Origin of the sequence: Halolamina litorea (assembly GCF_026616205.1) — an archaeon.
GTDB classification, from domain to species: domain Archaea; phylum Halobacteriota; class Halobacteria; order Halobacteriales; family Haloferacaceae; genus Halolamina; species Halolamina litorea.
Window position 1 is genome coordinate 451,879 of the sequence record NZ_JANHGR010000002.1, and the last position, 16,190, is coordinate 468,068.

At 69.5% G+C, this 16,190-nt stretch carries 14 protein-coding genes; 4 read left to right on the forward strand and 10 right to left on the reverse strand.

Annotation, left to right across the window (positions count from 1 at the left end):
- Positions 1 to 14: 14 nt before the first annotated feature.
- The 5 genes from NO998_RS13280 to mdh form a co-directional block, all read right to left on the reverse strand.
- Positions 15 to 518 (reverse strand): FxLYD domain-containing protein, encoded by a 504-nt coding sequence (locus tag NO998_RS13280; RefSeq protein ID WP_267647727.1) that lies wholly within the window; start codon positions 516 to 518, stop codon positions 15 to 17.
- Positions 519 to 564: 46 nt separating this feature from the next.
- Positions 565 to 2,481, reverse strand: coding sequence for an outer membrane protein assembly factor BamB family protein (locus NO998_RS13285; protein ID WP_267647728.1), 1,917 nt, complete (start codon positions 2,479 to 2,481; stop codon positions 565 to 567).
- A gap of 4 nt (positions 2,482 to 2,485) precedes the next feature.
- Positions 2,486 to 3,424, reverse strand: a complete 939-nt coding sequence (locus NO998_RS13290) for a twin-arginine translocation signal domain-containing protein (RefSeq protein ID WP_267647729.1) — start codon at positions 3,422 to 3,424, stop codon at positions 2,486 to 2,488.
- A gap of 95 nt (positions 3,425 to 3,519) precedes the next feature.
- Positions 3,520 to 4,416 carry a CPBP family intramembrane glutamic endopeptidase gene (locus NO998_RS13295; RefSeq protein ID WP_267647730.1) on the reverse strand — a complete coding sequence of 299 codons (897 nt, stop codon included), beginning with the start codon at positions 4,414 to 4,416 and terminating at the stop codon, positions 3,520 to 3,522.
- A gap of 57 nt (positions 4,417 to 4,473) precedes the next feature.
- Positions 4,474 to 5,388 (reverse strand): malate dehydrogenase, encoded by a 915-nt coding sequence (gene mdh, locus NO998_RS13300; protein WP_267647731.1) that lies wholly within the window; start codon positions 5,386 to 5,388, stop codon positions 4,474 to 4,476.
- Positions 5,389 to 5,733: 345 nt separating this feature from the next.
- On the opposite strand from mdh, the gene gdhB reads away from it, so the two are divergent.
- Positions 5,734 to 7,035: a glutamate dehydrogenase GdhB gene (gene gdhB, locus NO998_RS13305; RefSeq protein WP_267647732.1), complete on the forward strand. Its 1,302-nt coding sequence runs from the start codon at positions 5,734 to 5,736 to the stop codon at positions 7,033 to 7,035.
- A gap of 88 nt (positions 7,036 to 7,123) precedes the next feature.
- Positions 7,124 to 7,672: an HIT family protein gene (locus tag NO998_RS13310; RefSeq protein WP_267647733.1), complete on the forward strand. Its 549-nt coding sequence runs from the start codon at positions 7,124 to 7,126 to the stop codon at positions 7,670 to 7,672.
- On the opposite strand, the gene NO998_RS13315 is transcribed toward NO998_RS13310, so the two are convergent.
- Positions 7,669 to 9,012 (reverse strand): sodium-dependent transporter, encoded by a 1,344-nt coding sequence (locus NO998_RS13315; RefSeq protein WP_267647734.1) that lies wholly within the window; start codon positions 9,010 to 9,012, stop codon positions 7,669 to 7,671. The genes NO998_RS13310 and NO998_RS13315 overlap by 4 nt on opposite strands.
- Before the next feature lie 124 nt (positions 9,013 to 9,136).
- On the opposite strand from NO998_RS13315, the gene NO998_RS13320 reads away from it, so the two are divergent.
- Both NO998_RS13320 and NO998_RS13325 read left to right on the forward strand, forming a co-directional pair.
- Positions 9,137 to 10,048 carry a cation diffusion facilitator family transporter gene (locus NO998_RS13320; protein WP_267647736.1) on the forward strand — a complete coding sequence of 304 codons (912 nt, stop codon included), beginning with the start codon at positions 9,137 to 9,139 and terminating at the stop codon, positions 10,046 to 10,048.
- A 41-nt stretch (positions 10,049 to 10,089) separates the two neighbouring features.
- Positions 10,090 to 11,505: a carotenoid oxygenase family protein gene (locus tag NO998_RS13325; RefSeq protein ID WP_267647737.1), complete on the forward strand. Its 1,416-nt coding sequence runs from the start codon at positions 10,090 to 10,092 to the stop codon at positions 11,503 to 11,505.
- Positions 11,506 to 11,515: 10 nt separating this feature from the next.
- Here the strand turns inward: NO998_RS13325 and NO998_RS13330 are convergent, their stop codons facing one another.
- The 4 genes from NO998_RS13330 to NO998_RS13345 all read right to left on the reverse strand — a co-directional run bounded on the left by NO998_RS13330 (position 11,516) and on the right by NO998_RS13345 (position 16,154).
- Positions 11,516 to 12,436: a COG1361 family protein gene (locus NO998_RS13330; protein WP_267647738.1), complete on the reverse strand. Its 921-nt coding sequence runs from the start codon at positions 12,434 to 12,436 to the stop codon at positions 11,516 to 11,518.
- Between the two features lie 62 nt (positions 12,437 to 12,498).
- On the reverse strand, positions 12,499 to 13,749 hold the full coding sequence (locus NO998_RS13335; RefSeq protein WP_267647740.1) for a tRNA (N(6)-L-threonylcarbamoyladenosine(37)-C(2))-methylthiotransferase: 1,251 nt from the start codon (positions 13,747 to 13,749) through the stop codon (positions 12,499 to 12,501).
- Between the two features lie 72 nt (positions 13,750 to 13,821).
- Positions 13,822 to 14,937: a GNAT family N-acetyltransferase gene (locus NO998_RS13340; protein WP_267647741.1), complete on the reverse strand. Its 1,116-nt coding sequence runs from the start codon at positions 14,935 to 14,937 to the stop codon at positions 13,822 to 13,824.
- Between the two features lie 101 nt (positions 14,938 to 15,038).
- Positions 15,039 to 16,154 carry an ABC transporter permease gene (locus NO998_RS13345; protein WP_267647742.1) on the reverse strand — a complete coding sequence of 372 codons (1,116 nt, stop codon included), beginning with the start codon at positions 16,152 to 16,154 and terminating at the stop codon, positions 15,039 to 15,041.
- Between the last annotated feature and the right edge of the window lie 36 nt (positions 16,155 to 16,190).

Genomic DNA, 16,190 nt, shown 5'->3' on the forward strand with positions numbered 1-16,190 from the left:
CAGCGAGCGGCCGCTCAGTCGCTCCGCCGAACGACGACCTGATAGTCGGCCACCGCGCGGGCGTCGGCGCCACTTCCGGGGAACAGCAGTTCGACCGACCACCGCCCACCGGCGCCGATTCTGGCGGTGTCGGCTTCGGCCTGCCCGAGCAGCGTCCCCTCGTCGTCTCGGAACTCCGCCAGCACGTCGACGTTCGTGACCGCCGCGTCGCTCGTGTTCTCGACGACGACGTCGATGCCGACCAGTTCGCTGTCGCTCCCCTCGTTCGACCGCACGAGGGTGTGCTCCGCGACGGTCAGCGCGTCGCCGGGGGCCCGGGCCGCGGCTGGCGTGGCCGTCGGTGAGGGGGTCGGCGACGGCGACGGACTCGGGGACGCCGTCGGCTCGTCGGTCGCGCTCTCGCTCGGGGCATCGGTGGGTGTGTCGGTGCCGTCACCACCGAACGCCGAACAGCCGGCGAGCGCGGTCAGCGGGGTCGTCAGGAGAGCGGTGCGTGCGAGGAGGGCACGGCGTCGCATGTCGCGGGCTGTGAGCGCCGTACCCATAGCTGCTGTGACTCTTCGTTCAGTCCTCCTCCTCGTCGAGTCGCCGTTTCGCCGCGAAGGCGGCGCTGCCGAGTGCGGTCGCGGCGGCGGCGGCGCCGAAGCCGGGGCCACTCGTGTTCGTCGTCTCCGAGTCAGCGTCGCTGGGCTGGTCTGTGCCGGCTTCAGTCGACGTGTCGGTGTCGGCCTCGGTCGGTTCGGCAGTCGGTAGTTCCGTTTCGGTCGGCGCCTCGGTTTCGGCCGGGGTCTCCGTCGTCTGCTCGGCGGCGAGCGCGAACACCTGAATGCCGTCGGTGCTCGCGATCGCGACGTACTGTTTCCCTTCGACGGGGTCGTCCCACGACACCGGCGCGGCGGTAATCCCCCGGGGCGGGTCGGCCACGCTGTGCTCCCAGAGGCGCTCGCCGGACTCGGCGTCGACGGCGACGAGGTTCGCCGTCGGCGAACTCCCGAAGACGACGCCGCCCCCGGTGGCGGTCGTGCCGCCGGCACGGGACTGGAGTTCGTCCTGTTCGAGCTCCTCGCGCCAGACCTCCTCGCCGCTGGCGGGGTCGATCGCGACCAGGTGCGCCGAGATGTCCGGGAACTCCTCGTAGTCGACGAGTTCGAGGCCGCCGCCGGTGTTGACCTCCGCGACGGACTCGTCGTACTCGTAGTCGCCGTACCAGTAACGCTTGACCGTGTCGTTAGCCGCGATGTGGGCCAGCCCGGTCTGGGGGTTGTAGGAGTCCGGCGTCCACTCCGTCGAGCCCCAGTCGGAGGGCCAGACGGTGGCGGCGTTCTCCTGGCCCTTCGGCAGGATGCCCATGAAGTCGACCTCGCCGCCCTGCTTGGCGTAGGGCCGCGAGCGCTCGATCAGTTGGCCGGTCTCGATATCGAGGAAGTAGAGGTAGCCGGTCTTGTTGACGGCCTCGACGACGCGCTGTATCTCGCCGTCGACCTCCATCTCCACGACGCGGGTGTTGTAGGTGTCGTAGTCGTGCCAGTCGTGGGCGACCAACTGGGTCGTCCACTTCTCCTCGCCGGTCGCGGCGTCGAGAGCGATCACGGAGTCCGAGTGCTTGTTCGGCCCCGGCCGGACGACGCCGTTCATCATCGGCCCGGGGTTGGCCCCCGGGATGAAGATGGTGCCCGACTCGGGGTCGATCGCCGAGATGTTCCACGGCGCGGCGTCGCCGTAGCGCCAGGACTCCCCGACCCACTCGTCCTCGGGGATGACCTCGTACTGCCACTCGATCTCGCCGGTCTCGGCGTCGAGTGCGGAGTAGGCGCCCCAGCCGCCGTAGTAGCCGGTCATCCCCTTGAACACGAGGCCGTCGTACACTTCCGGCGCCTGCGTGCTCGCCATCCGCTCGGGGACGCTCATCTCCTCTTTCTGTTTGGGGGTGAGCGTCTTCGTCGTCCAGACCTCCTCGCCGGTGTAGCGGTCGATGGCGACGAGGCTGTTGTCGTGGGTGCCGAGGAACACCTTGTCCTGATACACCGACACGCCGCGGTTCGCGTGGGCCAGCCCCTTCGTATCGTCGTTGGCGTAGGCGAAGCGCCAGTACTCCTCGCCGGTGCGGGCGTTGACCGCGCGGACCTCCTGTGGGTTGGCCTGCGTGTAGTAGAGCACCGGCGGGTCGCCCGGGACGACCAGCGGCTCGGTCTGGTTGCCGGTGTAGTCGTCGATGTTGTACTCGGGGCTCAGGTCGCCGACGTTGTCGGGGGTGATCCGCGAGGCGGGCGCGAAGCCGATCTGCTCGTGGCCCTTGTTGTGGTGGAGCCAGCCGTTCGGGTTCGCGATGTCCTCCCGGAGCATCCGGTCGGTCACGTCCTCGCCGGGCACCTCCTGCTGGAACGTCCGGACGTTCTCGTCGGGCAGTTCCTCGGGCGGTACCTCCTCCTCCTCGTACTCGCGGTCGTCGACCGCGGAGCGGATGATGTCTGTTGGGTGCATCGTCTCAGTTCCCGTGGCTGGCTCGTCGCAGGTCGGTTCGTCGCTCGGCGCGCATCTCCTCGGAGATCCAGTAGGCGTCCTGCGGGAGCAGGCCCTGTGCGATGGCCTGGACCGCGAAGCCGGTCGAGAGCAGCGCCGTCAGGTCGCTCCCGCTCACGTCGGCGCCGCCGCCGAGGGCCTTGGCCCCCTCGGCCATCAGTTGGAAGCCGGCGGCCATCGACTGCCCGTGCCACGTCGCGTCGGCGACGATCTCGTCGGTCAGCAGTACCTTGTGGGTGAACAGGTGGTGATCGAGGTCCTTCAGCCAGAGCAGCGCCCCGCCGGCGGCGCCGCGGGTCATCGTCGGGATGTACTCGCCGAACTCGATCTCGGCCCGCGGGATCTCGTCGGTCGCGATCCAGTGGTGTTCGCTGAGTTCCTCGGCGTTGGCGACGACCTCGCTCAGCAGGTCGACGCCGGCGCCGTCGTCGAGGCCCATCCCCGACAGCGGCTCGGCCAGCGCCGCGGAACCGGCGAAGGCGCCGACGGCCGACTGCAGGAACGCGGGGTCGAACCCGGGCAGGTGTTCCGTGGTGCTCTCGAAGAAGCCGACCTCGACGAGGTGGTCGTAGATCGGCCGGCCCGCCTCCTCGACGGCGGCGAACTCGTAGCGCGGCTCGCCCGTCGGCAGCCCGCGTTCGGGCACCGCCGTGAGCTCACTCGCCGCCTCGGCGACTGCGGGCTGCTGGCTCGCGATCAGGTCGGCATCGATCGAGCCAGTGAGGTCGGCCCTGATCGACTCGCCCACTGCGGCGAGGTCGCTCGCCGCGTTCGCGCTCATCGCGTCCCGGACCGCTCCGAGACCTGTCCCGCCGGCCGCGACGGCGCCGCCGACGCCGAGGGCCTTGAGGAACTCCCGGCGGTCGTCGTCGTCGACGTACCGTGCATTGCTGTGTGTTACCATCGTCCCGTGCTACTTCGGTAGCGCTCTTGAAAAAACTACGGCAGAACAGACAGAGACTAAAACAGTACGTCTGAGTGTTTATTCACAACCAACAGTTAGCGCTCCCGCAGTAGCCACACCGCGAGCACCAGCCACGGGAGCGCCGCCAGCAGGCCGACCGGCGTCGGGCCGAGGAGGGTGTTCGGCTGGCCGGCGACGAACAGGGTGGCCACCCCGGCGATGGCGTTGATCGCGCCGTGGCCGATGCTGGCGGGCCAGACGCTCCCCTCGCGCTCGGTCAGCGCGGCGAGGAACGCCCCGGCGCCGACCGTGAAGCCGAGGAAGGCGAGCATCCCGGTCCACGGGAAGCCGGTGTAGCCGAAGCCGTAGTTGTAGCCCATGGCGATTATCGGCCAGTGCCAGACCCCCCAGATCACGCCGGAGAGGACGATCGCACGGCGGCGACCCAGCGGGTAGAGCTTCGGCAGCAGGTACGTCCGCCAGCCGAACTCCTCGCCGAACGCGAACAGCGCGTTGATCAGCGGCGCGATCGTGAGCGCCGACACGATCTGCACGACCGCGAGCAGCATCGGGTCCATCGGCGTCACGCCGGCGACGCCCTCGCGGAACGCCGCCATCGTCGGGTCGAACTGGTCGGGGAAGGCCGCGAAGTAGAGCGCGGCGCCGACGACCGTCAGGCCGGCCGGGGCGAACCACGCCGCCACGTACGTCCACATCGTCCCCTCGAACTCCGGCCTGATTCGGAGGGTCGCCCGTCCCTCGCCGGTCAGCAGCCGCGCGGCGACGTTGCCGACCGCGGGGCCGAACATGTACGTCGTGGGGAGCAGCACCGTCGCGAGGGTGAACCCCTGAGCGATCTCGGGGCTGTCGGTCAGCCCGCCCGTGAGCCAGATGGCCAGCGCGGTCGCCCACGAGACGCCGAACGTGACGAGGAGGAAGACGCCGATCCGTCGGCGTTCGAGCGTCTCGGGGACGGGGAACCGTTCGGTCATGCTGCCTACCTGGTAGCGCCGCCGGCAAAAACGTTCGCTAGCTGAGAGGCCGCGCCGTTACTCGATCTTCGCGTACTGGTCGCGGAGCTTCTCGGCGGCCTCGTCCATCAGGCCCGCCTCGTAGGCCGAGAGTTCCCACTCGACGACCTCCTCGACGCCGTCGGCGCCGAGTTTGACGGGGACGCCGAAGGCGGTGTCCTCGTGGCCGAACTCGCCGTCGAGGACGACGCTGCCGGGGAGCACCTCGCCGGTGTCGCGGATGACCGCCTCGGCCATGTGGGCGACGCCGGTCGCGGGCCCCCACTCGGTGGCACCCTTGCGTTCGATCACGTCCATCGCCGACTGCTGGAGGTCGCCGAGGATCTCCTCGCGTTCGTCGTCGGTGAAATCGGGGTCGCGGCCGTCGACGCGGACCTTCGAGAACACCGGCACCTGTGCGTCGCCGTGCTCGCCGAGGATGGTCGCTTCGACGTTACCGACCTGCGTGTCGAAGCGTTCGGAGAGTACGTAGCGGAAGCGCGCGGAGTCGAGTCGGCCCCCGAAGCCGATCACCTTGTTCCGGTCGCGGTCACCCGCCTCGTAGAGGTGGCGGTTGAGCAGGTCCACGGGGTTGGAGGTGGTGATGGAGACGAAGTCGTCGTTGTGTTCGGCCAGCGAGGCGCCGATGTCCGCCATGATCGGCGCGTTGTCCTCCGCGAGGTCGATCCGGGTCTGTCCGGGCTTGCGGGGGATGCCGGCGGTGATGATCACCACGTCCGAGCCGGCGGTGTCCGCGTAGGTGCCCTGCCGGACGGTCGTGTTCGAGTCGTAGGCGACGCCGTGGTTCGCGTCGGCAGCCTGCCCGACGGTCACGTCCTCCTGTTCGGGGATGTCGACGTACACCAGTTCGTCCACGATATCCCGAAGCGCGAGGTTGTAGCCCGCCGCGGCGCCGACGGTCCCGGCCGCACCGACTACGCTGACTTTCGTCATGACGCCTGCGGCTTCGGCCAGTCGGCGATTAAACCCACCGGTGGCGGCGTCGGACGGCCGGCCGGGAGCCGCCTCCGGCCCCGGAACGCCGGCGTACTGGACGGCCGTTCCGGACGGTGTCGGCTCGTTCGTCGCCGCGGACCCGCGCTTGGTGTGCCATCCCGTACCTGTCGCCGTCGTGGAACGAACAAGCTAACTGTACACCCGCATGATCGATTGGCACAAATATTCCCGACGACCCACAGGGGCCGTCCCTCGGCCGGGACGCTCCCGCACCCGGATCGCCGCCACGCCGCCGTCCGACCGAGCGCGGCCGTGTGAACCGACTGACGAACACGGATACCCATGAGCTCTACAACGGAACCCACCGAGACGACGACCGAGGAAGAATCGACGAACGCGGAACACGAGTCCGCACTCGAGACCGCAAAGCGCCAGCTCCACAGCGCGGCCGCCCACATCGACATCGACCCGAACGTCGTCGAGCGGCTCGAACACCCCAAGAAGGTCCACGAGGTGACGGTGCCCATCGAGCGCGACGACGGCTCCGTCGACGTGTTCACGGGCTACCGCGCCCAGCACGACAGCGTCCGCGGCCCGCACAAGGGCGGCCTACGCTACCACCCGGAAGTCACCCGCGACGAGTGTGTCGGGCTCGGGATGTGGATGACGTGGAAGTGCGCCGTGATGGACCTGCCTTTCGGTGGCGCCAAGGGCGGCATCGCCGTCAACCCCAAGGAACTCAGCGAGGCCGAGAGCGAGCGCCTGACCCGTCGGTTTGCCGAGGAACTCCGTGACGCCATCGGGCCGAACAAGGACATCCCCGCCCCCGACATGGGCACCAGCCCGCAGACGATGGCGTGGCTGATGGACGCCTACTCGATGCAGGAGGGTGAGACGACTCCCGGCGTCGTCACCGGGAAGCCGCCGGTCGTCGGCGGCAGCAAGGGCCGCGACGAGGCGCCCGGCCGGAGCGTCGCCATCATCACCCGCGAGGCCGCCGAGTACTACGACATGCCCCTCTCGGACACGTCCGTCGCGATTCAGGGCTACGGCAGCGTCGGCGCCAACGCGGCGCGCCTGCTCGACGAATGGGGCGCCAACGTCGTCGCCGTCAGCGACGTGAACGGCGGCATCCACGACCCGAACGGGCTGGACACGTCCTCGATCCCCAGCCACCGCGAGGAGCCCGAGGCCGTCCTGAAACACCCGGCGCCCGAGCAGGTCACCAACGAGGAACTGCTCGAACTCGACGTGGACGTGCTCGTCCCCGCCGCCATCGGGAACGTCATCACCGCCGAGAACGCCGACGCCGTGCGAGCCGATGTGGTCGTCGAGGGTGCCAACGGGCCGACGACCAGCACCGCCGGCGAGATGCTCGAGGAGCGCGGCATCCCCGTCGTCCCGGACATCCTCGCCAACGCCGGCGGCGTCACCGTGAGCTACTTCGAGTGGCTGCAGGACATCAACCGCCGCGCGTGGTCGCTCGAACGGGTCAACCGGGAACTCGAGTCCGAGATGGTCTCGGCGTGGGAGACGGTCCGCGACCGCCGCGAGGAGTACGACGTGTCGTGGCGCGACGCCGCGTACATCGTCGCGCTCGAACGGATCGCCGAGGCCCACGAGACCCGCGGCCTCTGGCCCTGACCCGGCACCACCGCTGACGCCGTCGCCGGCCGCCGGCACGGCCATCGGCGACCGACCCACCTAACCCGCCGCCGTCCAAGCCCCCGGTATGGATCAGCTGTTCGCCCCGTGGCGGATCGACTGGGTCGAGCGCGACCCCGACGAGGACACCATCGACGGCTGCCCGTTCTGTGTGTTGCCCGAACGCGACGACGACCGGGAGAGCCGAATCGTCGCCCGCAGCGAGCACTCGTTCGTGATCCTCAACAACGCCCCCTACGCGCCGGGCCACGTCATGGTCATTCCCCTCCAGCACACCGGCGAGTGGGCCGACCTCGGCGACGCCGAACTGCTCGACCACGCGAAGCTCAAAACCGCGACTATCGACGCCCTCGGCGACGCCTTCGACCCCCACGGGATCAACGCCGGCGAGAACCTCGGCGGCGACGCCGCCGGCGGGTCGATCGACGACCACCTCCACACCCACCTGATCCCGCGCTGGAACGGCGACACGAACTTCATGCCGATCGTTTCGGACACGAAGGTGATCGTCGAGGGGCTGGAGGCCAGCTACGAGAAGCTCCACGAGTCGTTCGCGGGACTGGCGGCGGCGGAAAACGGTGAAAACGGCGACGCGGTTCGGCTGCGATTCGACTAGAGGAACGGCAGCCCCGGCGACGCGTAGATCGAGGTGACGCCGAGGTAGAGCGTCACGAACACGCCGACGAACACGACCGTGCGGAGCCACCAGACCCAGAGGCGGGCGTAGCCGGCGTCCGCGTTACTGCCCTGCTGGATCTCGTCGATCGCCTCCGGACCGTACACCCAGCCGACGAAGATGACGCCGAGCAGCACCGACGCCGGCAGGAGGACGCTGTAGGCGAGCGTGTCGAACCAGCCCAGCCACGCCGTGTCCCACGCGGCGAGCGTGCCGAGCAGGAACAGCGCGCCGCCGAAGCCGAAGGCGGTCGGCATGCGGCCCCACTGGTACTTATCGACGCAGTAGGACGTGACCACTTCGAGCAGGCTGATCGCCGAGGAGATGGCGGCGATCAGGACGACGAAGAAGAACAGGGCGCCGAGGACTCGCCCGGCCATGCCGAGTTCGGTGAACGCCTGCGCGACCGAGACGAACAGCGCGCCGGGGCCGCCACCGGCGGCGGCCTCGGGCACCTCCCCGAACTGGACGAACAGCAGCGGGATGACGACCAGCCCCGCGAGCACGCCGACCGCGGTGTTGAGGCCGACGACGAGGCCGCCGTCCGCGGGCAGGCTCTCGTCCTCGCCGAGGTAGGAGGCGTAGGTGATCATCGCGCCCATACCGAGCGAGAGCGAGAAGAACGCCTGACTGACCGCGAACGGGATCACGGAGCCGAGGTTGTTCGCGAGGTAGCCCAGGTCCGGCGAGAGGTAGTAGCCGTAGGCTGGGCCGCTGCCGTCGAGGGTGAACGCGTAGACCGCCAGCCCGAGCAGCATCACGACGACGGAGGGGACCATCAGCTTGGTCGCCTTCTCGATGCCGTCCTCGATGCCGAAAGCGACGATCCCGGCGGTTACAGCCATGAACAGCCCGTGGAAGGCGATGGCCTCCCAGCCCGTCGAGACGGCGCCGAAGTACGCGCCCGTGCCGCCGAAGTAGCCGCCGGTCAGGCTGCCGATCGTGTAGCGGATCACCCAGCCGCCGACGACGCTGTAGTACGACAGGATCCACAGCCCGGTGAACAGCCCCAGTCCGCCGACGACGGTCCACGCCGGGTGGTCGAGTTTCTCGAACGCTTCGACGGCGTTGAGCTTCGCCCGCCGTCCGATGGCGAACTCGCCCAGGATCGTGGGCAGGCCGATCAGGGCCGCCGCGACCAGGTAGACGAGCACGAACGCCGCCCCCCCGTTGGTCGAGGTCTTGAACGGGAACTGCCAGATGTTGCCCAATCCGACGGCGCTACCGACCGCGGCGAGGATAAACCCCGCCCGAGTTGTCCACGTCTCTCGTTGTGCCATGCTCTCACTCGCCAGAGTCCGCCCACAAATTACTGCCGGTATCACGCGGGATTCACAACTGTGTGACAGTTCATCCGGACTGAAGGAGGTCATTCAAGTACGACCGAGCCCCCGGTTGGGTCGAATGGAGCGCAAACGCGCGGTCCGTCGGGTGGGCGTCGTCGTCCTCGCCGCCAACCTCGGGCTGGCGCTGGTCAAGGGCGCGGTGTGGCTGGATACGGGGAGTCTCGCGCTCGCCAGCGAGGCCGTCAACAGCGGGGCCGACGCGATCTACAGCGCCGTCGTCGTCGCCGGACTCTACCTGACAACACAGCCGCCGGACTTCGAGCATCCCCACGGCCACGAGCGGATCGAACCGTTCGTCTCGCTGTTCGTCGCCGCCGGGGTGCTCGCGGCCGGCGTTGGGGTGGCGTGGTCCGGCGTCAGTTCGCTGTTGTCGGGGAGTTACGCCGCTGTCCCGCCGCTCGCGGCCGTTGTCCTCGGGGGCGGCGCCGCCGCCAAGTTCGCCCTCTACCGGTACTGCCTCCGCGCCGGCGAGAACCACGGTTCACCGGCGCTCGTCGCCGCCGCGAAGGACAACCGCACCGACGTGTTGACCGCCCTTGCGGCCCTGATCGGTGCCGGCGGCGCCGCGGTCGGCTACCCGGTCCTCGACCCCATCGCCGCGCTGGTCGTCGCCGGCGGCGTTCTCCTCACCGGCGTCGACATCGTCCGGGACAACGTCGGCTACCTCGTCGGCGCCGCGCCGCCCGAGGACCTCCGGGTGGAGATCATCGAGATAGCGCTCTCACACCCCGAAGTCCGGGGCGCACACGACGTGGTCGCCCACTACGTCGGCCCCGAGGTCGACGTGAGCCTCCACATCGAGGTGGAGGGCGACATGACCGTGCGCGAGGCCCACGATATCGAGACCGAGATCGTCGAGTCCATCCGGGGGCTGAAGGAAGTCGACGACGCCTTCGTCCACGTCGACCCGAAGGAGTTGGGCGAGTGGAAGGAGGGTGACGACCGCTGGCGCGACGAACGCGTCGACTGACCGGGCGAGCGCTTATTCCCGTCCGTTCCCCAAAAGCCGCTATGACCGGCTACGCCGCGGGCTTTCAGGACCTGACCGAGGAGCTGCGGGACCACGACCTCCCGGTCGATGGGGAACTCCCGGGTTGGCTCGACGGCTCGCTCTACCGGAACGGCCCGGCGCGCTGGACCGTCGGCGACGCCGAGGCGGACCACTGGTTCGACGGTCTCGCCCACCTCACGCGCTTCGCGTTCGACGACGGCTCGGTCAGCTACACTAATCACTTCCCCCGGACCGGTGCCTACCGCGTGGCCGTCGAGGACGGGAGCTTCGCGGGGCAGTTCTCCTCGACCGACGGCTACCTCTCCCGGGTCAAGTCGCTGCTCGCCGGCGACTCGACCGACAACGCGAACGTCCACGTCGCCCGTATCGGCGGCGGCCTCGCCGCACTCACCGAGACGCCGAACTGGCTCCGGATCGACCCCGACACGCTGGAGGGCGAAGGCTCCCTCAGCTACGAGGACGACCTGACCGCCCACCACGTCACAGCGCACCTCCGACAGGACCCGGAAAGCGGCTCCCACTGGGGCTACTTCACCCGGTTCGGTCGGCAGAACGAGTACGTCCTCTTCCGGATTCCCGAGGGGACGACCCGCCGCGAGCGCGTCGGCAGCACCACCGTCGACCGCCCGGCGTACATGCACAGCTTCGCGCTGACGCCCGATCACGCCGTCCTGATCGAGCCGCCGCTGAACACCCACCCGGCGAAGTTCCTCCTGCCCGGCTCCGGCGGGTTCATCGACAACTACGACTGGCAGCCCGAACGCGGCACGCGCTTTCTGGTGTTCCGGCGTGACTCGGGTGAACTGATCGAGGAGCTCACCACGGACCCGTTCTTCACCTTCCACACCGCCAACGCCTTCGAGCGCGACGGCGCCGTCGTCGTCGATCTGGTGGCGTACGAGGACGACCGCGCGATATCGGACCTCTCGATGGACGCGCTCCGGGGCGGGGAGGGGGGCTTCCCCTCGGGCGAACTCCGGCGGTACCGGCTCCCGCTCTCCGACGCCGGCGCCGCGGTGTCGACGCTCGCGGACGACGTGGAGATGCCCCGGTTCTCCCCCGACGTTCACACCCGCGAGTACGAGCACGTCTTCGCCCAGTCGACCGACATGGACGACGGCAACGCGCTCGTCCGCGTCGACGTGGCCGACGCCGAGGGTGCGGGGGCCGACGACGACTCCGGCGTCGCCCGCCGCTGGGAGGAGTCGGGCGTATTCTCCGGCGAACCGATCTTCGTCCCCCACCCCGACGGCGAGGCCGAGAAGGACGGCGTCGTGCTCTCGCTCTGTCTGGACGCCGACGCCGAGCGGTCGCTGCTGGTGGTGCTGGACGGCGACCTCGACGAACTGGCGCGGGCGCCGCTGCCCCACGCCGTCCCCTTTGGCTTCCACGGGGAGTACTTCGAGTCGATCTGACGGTCTCTCCCTACTGTGGGGTCTCGGTCCCCCCGTCGAGGACGACCTCCCGATCGGCCTCGACGTGGCCCTCGACGCCGAGGGTGATCGGGCTCTCCTCTGCCGCGGTGTACTCGGTGTCGATAGAGAGCGACGCCGTGACCGAGTCGCCGGCGGCGACGGACTCGTCGATCAGGTGGGACTCGTCGTCGTCGGCGATACGGTGGGTCGGCCAGTGGGCCGCCGCGAGGAACCGGCCGTCGACCTCACCGGTGTTCGTGACCGTCAGTTCCACGGGAAGCGGCTCACCCTGCTGGACGGACCCGGGAACCGAGAGGGAGTTGAGGTCGAACGACGGCGACGGCGCCGCGAGGCGCTCGCGGGCCGCGTCAGGAAGCGCCCACTCCGCGGTCTCGCTGCCGTGGTCAAGGACGATCCGGGCCTCCTCCGTTTCCAGCGGCGAGTCGAGTTCGAAGACGACGTAGCGCTTCGTGTCGCTCCCGCCCGTTGCTGGCTCGCCGACGACGCCGCCCTCGTGGCCGGCGACCGAGTAGTTCCGCGCGCCGTGGTCACCCGGGTCGACCGCGGCCCACGACTCCCCGCCGGCGTCGAGGGAGAACTGATCCATCTCCAGTTCGGCGTCGCTCCGGACCGAGGCGACGACGAACTGCCGTCCCTCGGGGGCGACGACGCCGCCGGAGCCCATGACCGACTCGTAGGTGACGGCCTTCTCGGCGACGATGTCGGTGACGGCGACGCTCGCACCGCCGACGCTTCGCTGGGCAGACTCGGGAGCCGGCGTCGGGGTTGTGTCGGGCGACCCCTGCGGGGGTTCCGAGCCGTCGGGCGATTCGCCGTCGGTTCCGGGGCCGTCGCTGATACAGCCGGCGCTCGCCAGCGCGGCGGCGAGGCCGAAGCTACTCGCGATAAAGCGTCGTCTGCTGGAGGGCATCACCCGGAAAACCGGGCCGCGACCGTAACAAGCCTTGTGGGGGCGGTAGCGGCGTCCGGGCCTCAGACCGGCGTTCCGAACGCGTAGACGGTCTGGTGGCTCGTGACCTCGACCTCGGCGAAGTCGCCGGGTTCGAGGCCGTGTTCGCTGGCGTTCTGGACGACGATCTGACGGTACGCCGGGTCGCGGCACTTCACCGAGTCGCCGGTCCCCTCCTCGACGACCAGCACCTCGCGGGTCGTGCCGACCAGTTCCTCGTAGGCCTCGGCGACGACTTCCCGCTTGAGTTCGCTCATGGCCTTCGAGCGGTCCTTCTTCGTCTGGCCGCCGAGGCCCTTCATCTCCGCGGCGTCGGTGCCGGGGCGCTTCGAGAAGCGGGTGACGTTGACCTTCTCCGGGCGGACCTCGCGGAACAGCGCCATCGACTGCTCGTGGTCGGCCTCCGTCTCGGTCGGGAAGCCGACGATGAAGTCCGTCGAGAGCGTCCAGTGGTCGAGCGTGTCGTCGAACGTCTCGACGATGTCGAGGAACTTGTCGACGCGGTGTTGGCGGCGCATGTCTTCGAGCACGGTGTCGCTGCCGGACTGGACCGGCGCGTGGAGGAACGCGTAGAGCTTCTCGTTCTCGGCGAACACGTCGGCCAGTTCCTCGCGGATGCCGTGGACGCCGCCGGGGTTGGCCATGCCCACGCGGACCCGGAACTCGCCGTCGATGCCACAGATTCGGTCGAGCAGTTCCGGCAGGTCGCGCTCGCCGTCGTCCCAGCCGTAGACGCCGGTGTCCTGCCCCGTGACGCGGAGTTCCTTGGCGCCGGCGTGGATCAGCGCGCGGGCCTTCTCGACGTTCTCCTCGATGGAGGGGGAGTCGATGCGGCCGGTCGCCTGCTTGGTGATGCAGTACGAACAGTTGCTCATACAGCCCCGAGCGATGGGGAGGATGCCGACGACGCCGTCGAGGACGGGTTCGACGCCGGGGCCGGGCGTCGGGCACTCGCCGTTGGTGACGGCGCTTGGTACGTCGTCCCAGTGGAGCACTTGGGCGTCGAGGTCGGCGTTCTCGAACTCCTCGCTCTGGGCCAGCGCCATGCAGCCGGTGACGATCAGGTCCGCGGTCTGCTCGTCGAGTTCCTCGGCGCGCCGGAGCATGTTGCGCTCGGTCTTCTCGACGACCGTACAGGAGTTGAGGATGGACACGTCCGCTTTCTTCGGCCCGTCGACGCGGTAGTGGCCGGCGTCGCGCAGCGCGCTCTCGATCGACCGACTCTCACCCCGATTGGACGTACAGCCGTACGTCTCGATGTGGTAACGGGCCATATCGACGTTCGGCGAGCGGCGCGCAAAAGGGCGACGGTTCCGCGTTCCCGCGCCCCTCGCGGTGGCACCTGCTCAGTAGGCGGTGTCCTGCTCGCTGTAGGTGATCTCCCAGTCCTCCCAGTCGGTGAGCTCCCGCCCGCCGACTGTCCACTCTTCGCCGTCGGCGTCGAGCGGTCTGACCACCATCGTCGAGGCGCTGGTCGCCCACCTCAGCGGCGGTCGATCACCCCTGAGGAAGCCGAGGGAGCGTGAGACGGACCGCGGCACGGTTCCGTGGGCCATCTTGATCACGTCCGACTCCCCGTGGTCGTGACAGACCTCGGCGAGGAGCCGTCCCAGTTCGCCCTCGACGCTGGCACCCCCCATCGGGAGCGCCTCCATCACCTTCGTGAACGTACAGCCGTTGGTCCCCTCGGTCACGGCGACGATGGCCGCAACCGGGTCGCCGTCGCGGCTGGCGACGTACGTGGTGGCCGACCAGTTCGGGTTGCCCAGTCGCCACTCGAAGAAGCCCGCGTCACGTCGGGCGTGGAGGCCGGTCGGAACGTCGCGCTCGTACAGCGCCGCGAGCGTCGCCCCCGGGACCTCGTCGTGTCTGTCGACGGTGATCCCCTCGCGATCGCCGCGGTACTCGAAGGGGGCGTAGAGCGCACTCGAAACCGTCCGCGCTCCCGACTCGACCGCTCGACCGACGCTCGAGTGGCCCGTGGGGAGGAACCGGCCGGGGTTCTGGACCCGGAACTCCGTCGTCACCGCCGGCACCTCCCGCCACCCGAGCTTCCGGTAGGCGTCGACGGCCTGCTGGTTCGGGAAGTTGAACACGAACGCCGGCGCCCGCGCGGCGTAGTAGTCGAGGGCGAACTCGGTCATGCGGGTGAGCAGCCCCTGCCGGCGGTGGTCGGGGTGGACCATCGCGTCGGCCGGCTGGACCGCGAGTTCGGTACCCGCGCCCGTCTCGACGCGGAACGTGATGAACGGCTCCGCCCCGACGACGGTCCCCGCACGCTCGGCGACGATCACCTGCGGGTCGTCGACGTACGGCGTGTCGTACCGCCACTCGAACCACTCGCGACTCCGCGTTTTGTCGAAGACGGCCTCGTAGAGCGACCGGACGTCCTCGAAGTCGCTGGGGGCGTACAGCCGGACCGCGTACTCTTCGGCCTCGAACGGCGTGGTCGACGTGGCCATACCACGGGCAAGCGGAGGGTGTGCTTCGTTAGACACCGACTAGATCAGAACCGCTGTCCGCCGGCAGACCCGGCCGTAGGACGGTCCTGAGCCGGCGAGCGTTATCCGAGCCGTGGGTCGAGCGCCTCCACCAGCGCGTCGCCGACCAGTTTGAACGACACCACCGTCGCCGCCAGGACGGCCGCCGGGAACACCGAGACCCACCACTTCGCGGTCATCGGCACCTCCCCACCCATGCCGCGAGCGATCACGTTCCCGAGCGACTGGAGGTCGAACGCCTCCAGCCCCAGGAACGCCAGTCCGGCCTCCGTCAGCAGCAACACCGGTACCTGCTGGGTCGCCGTCGGGATGGCGACGACCGAGACCGCGGGGAGGACGTGTTTCCGCAGGACGTGGCGGTCGCCGCCGCCGAGCACTTCGGCGGCTTGGACGAACTCGGCGTCCCGGAGCCGACGAGCCTCGCTCCGGACGACCCGGGCGGCGCCGCCCCAGCCGAGGAAGCCAAAGAGGAGGACGATCACGAGCAGCGACTCGCCGGTGATCCAGATGACCAGCAGGTACATCACCAGCGGCGGCACCGCGTCCTGTACCTCGACGGCGCGCATCGAGAGGTCGTCGACCAGCCCGCCGTGGTAGCCCGAGACGGTGCCGACCACCAGCGCCAGCGGGACGATCAACGCCAGCGAGATGACCGCCACGTAGAGCGTGACGTGCAGGCCCTGCAACAGCAGTATCCCCATGTCGTAGCCGTTCACGTCGGTGCCGAGGGGGTACTGCCACGTCCCGTGACAGAGGCCGTCGACGACCCGGCCGCCACAGTAGTGGGGGAGCTCCTCGACCGGGATGGTCCCCCAGACCGGGGGTTGGTTCCCGTTGAGGAAGTCGAGCGTCGGCGCCGGCACGAGCAGGAGCCCGACGGTGCCGAGCAGGTAGACGGCGGCGAGCCAGCCCGCCCCGAGGATCGCCTCCGGTTTGGCCTGGAAGCGCTCCCAGAGCGTCGCTGCCCGCTCCCGGTCCTCGATGATCGGGAGCACGCCGTAGAACAGCAAGACGACGTTCGCGGCGATGAACAGCCAGTCGAGCGGCGTCGCGAGCCACGTACCGACGGTGTAGCCGTCGTCGATGCGGAGGTCGTAGAGGGCGGAGACCGCGACGGCCGCCATCACGACGGCGGAGAGCTCGATCCGGCGGCGCCGCCAGTCCACTGCGGGGACCATGGGACGCTACGCAGGTCCGGCCGGGACGATATAAAC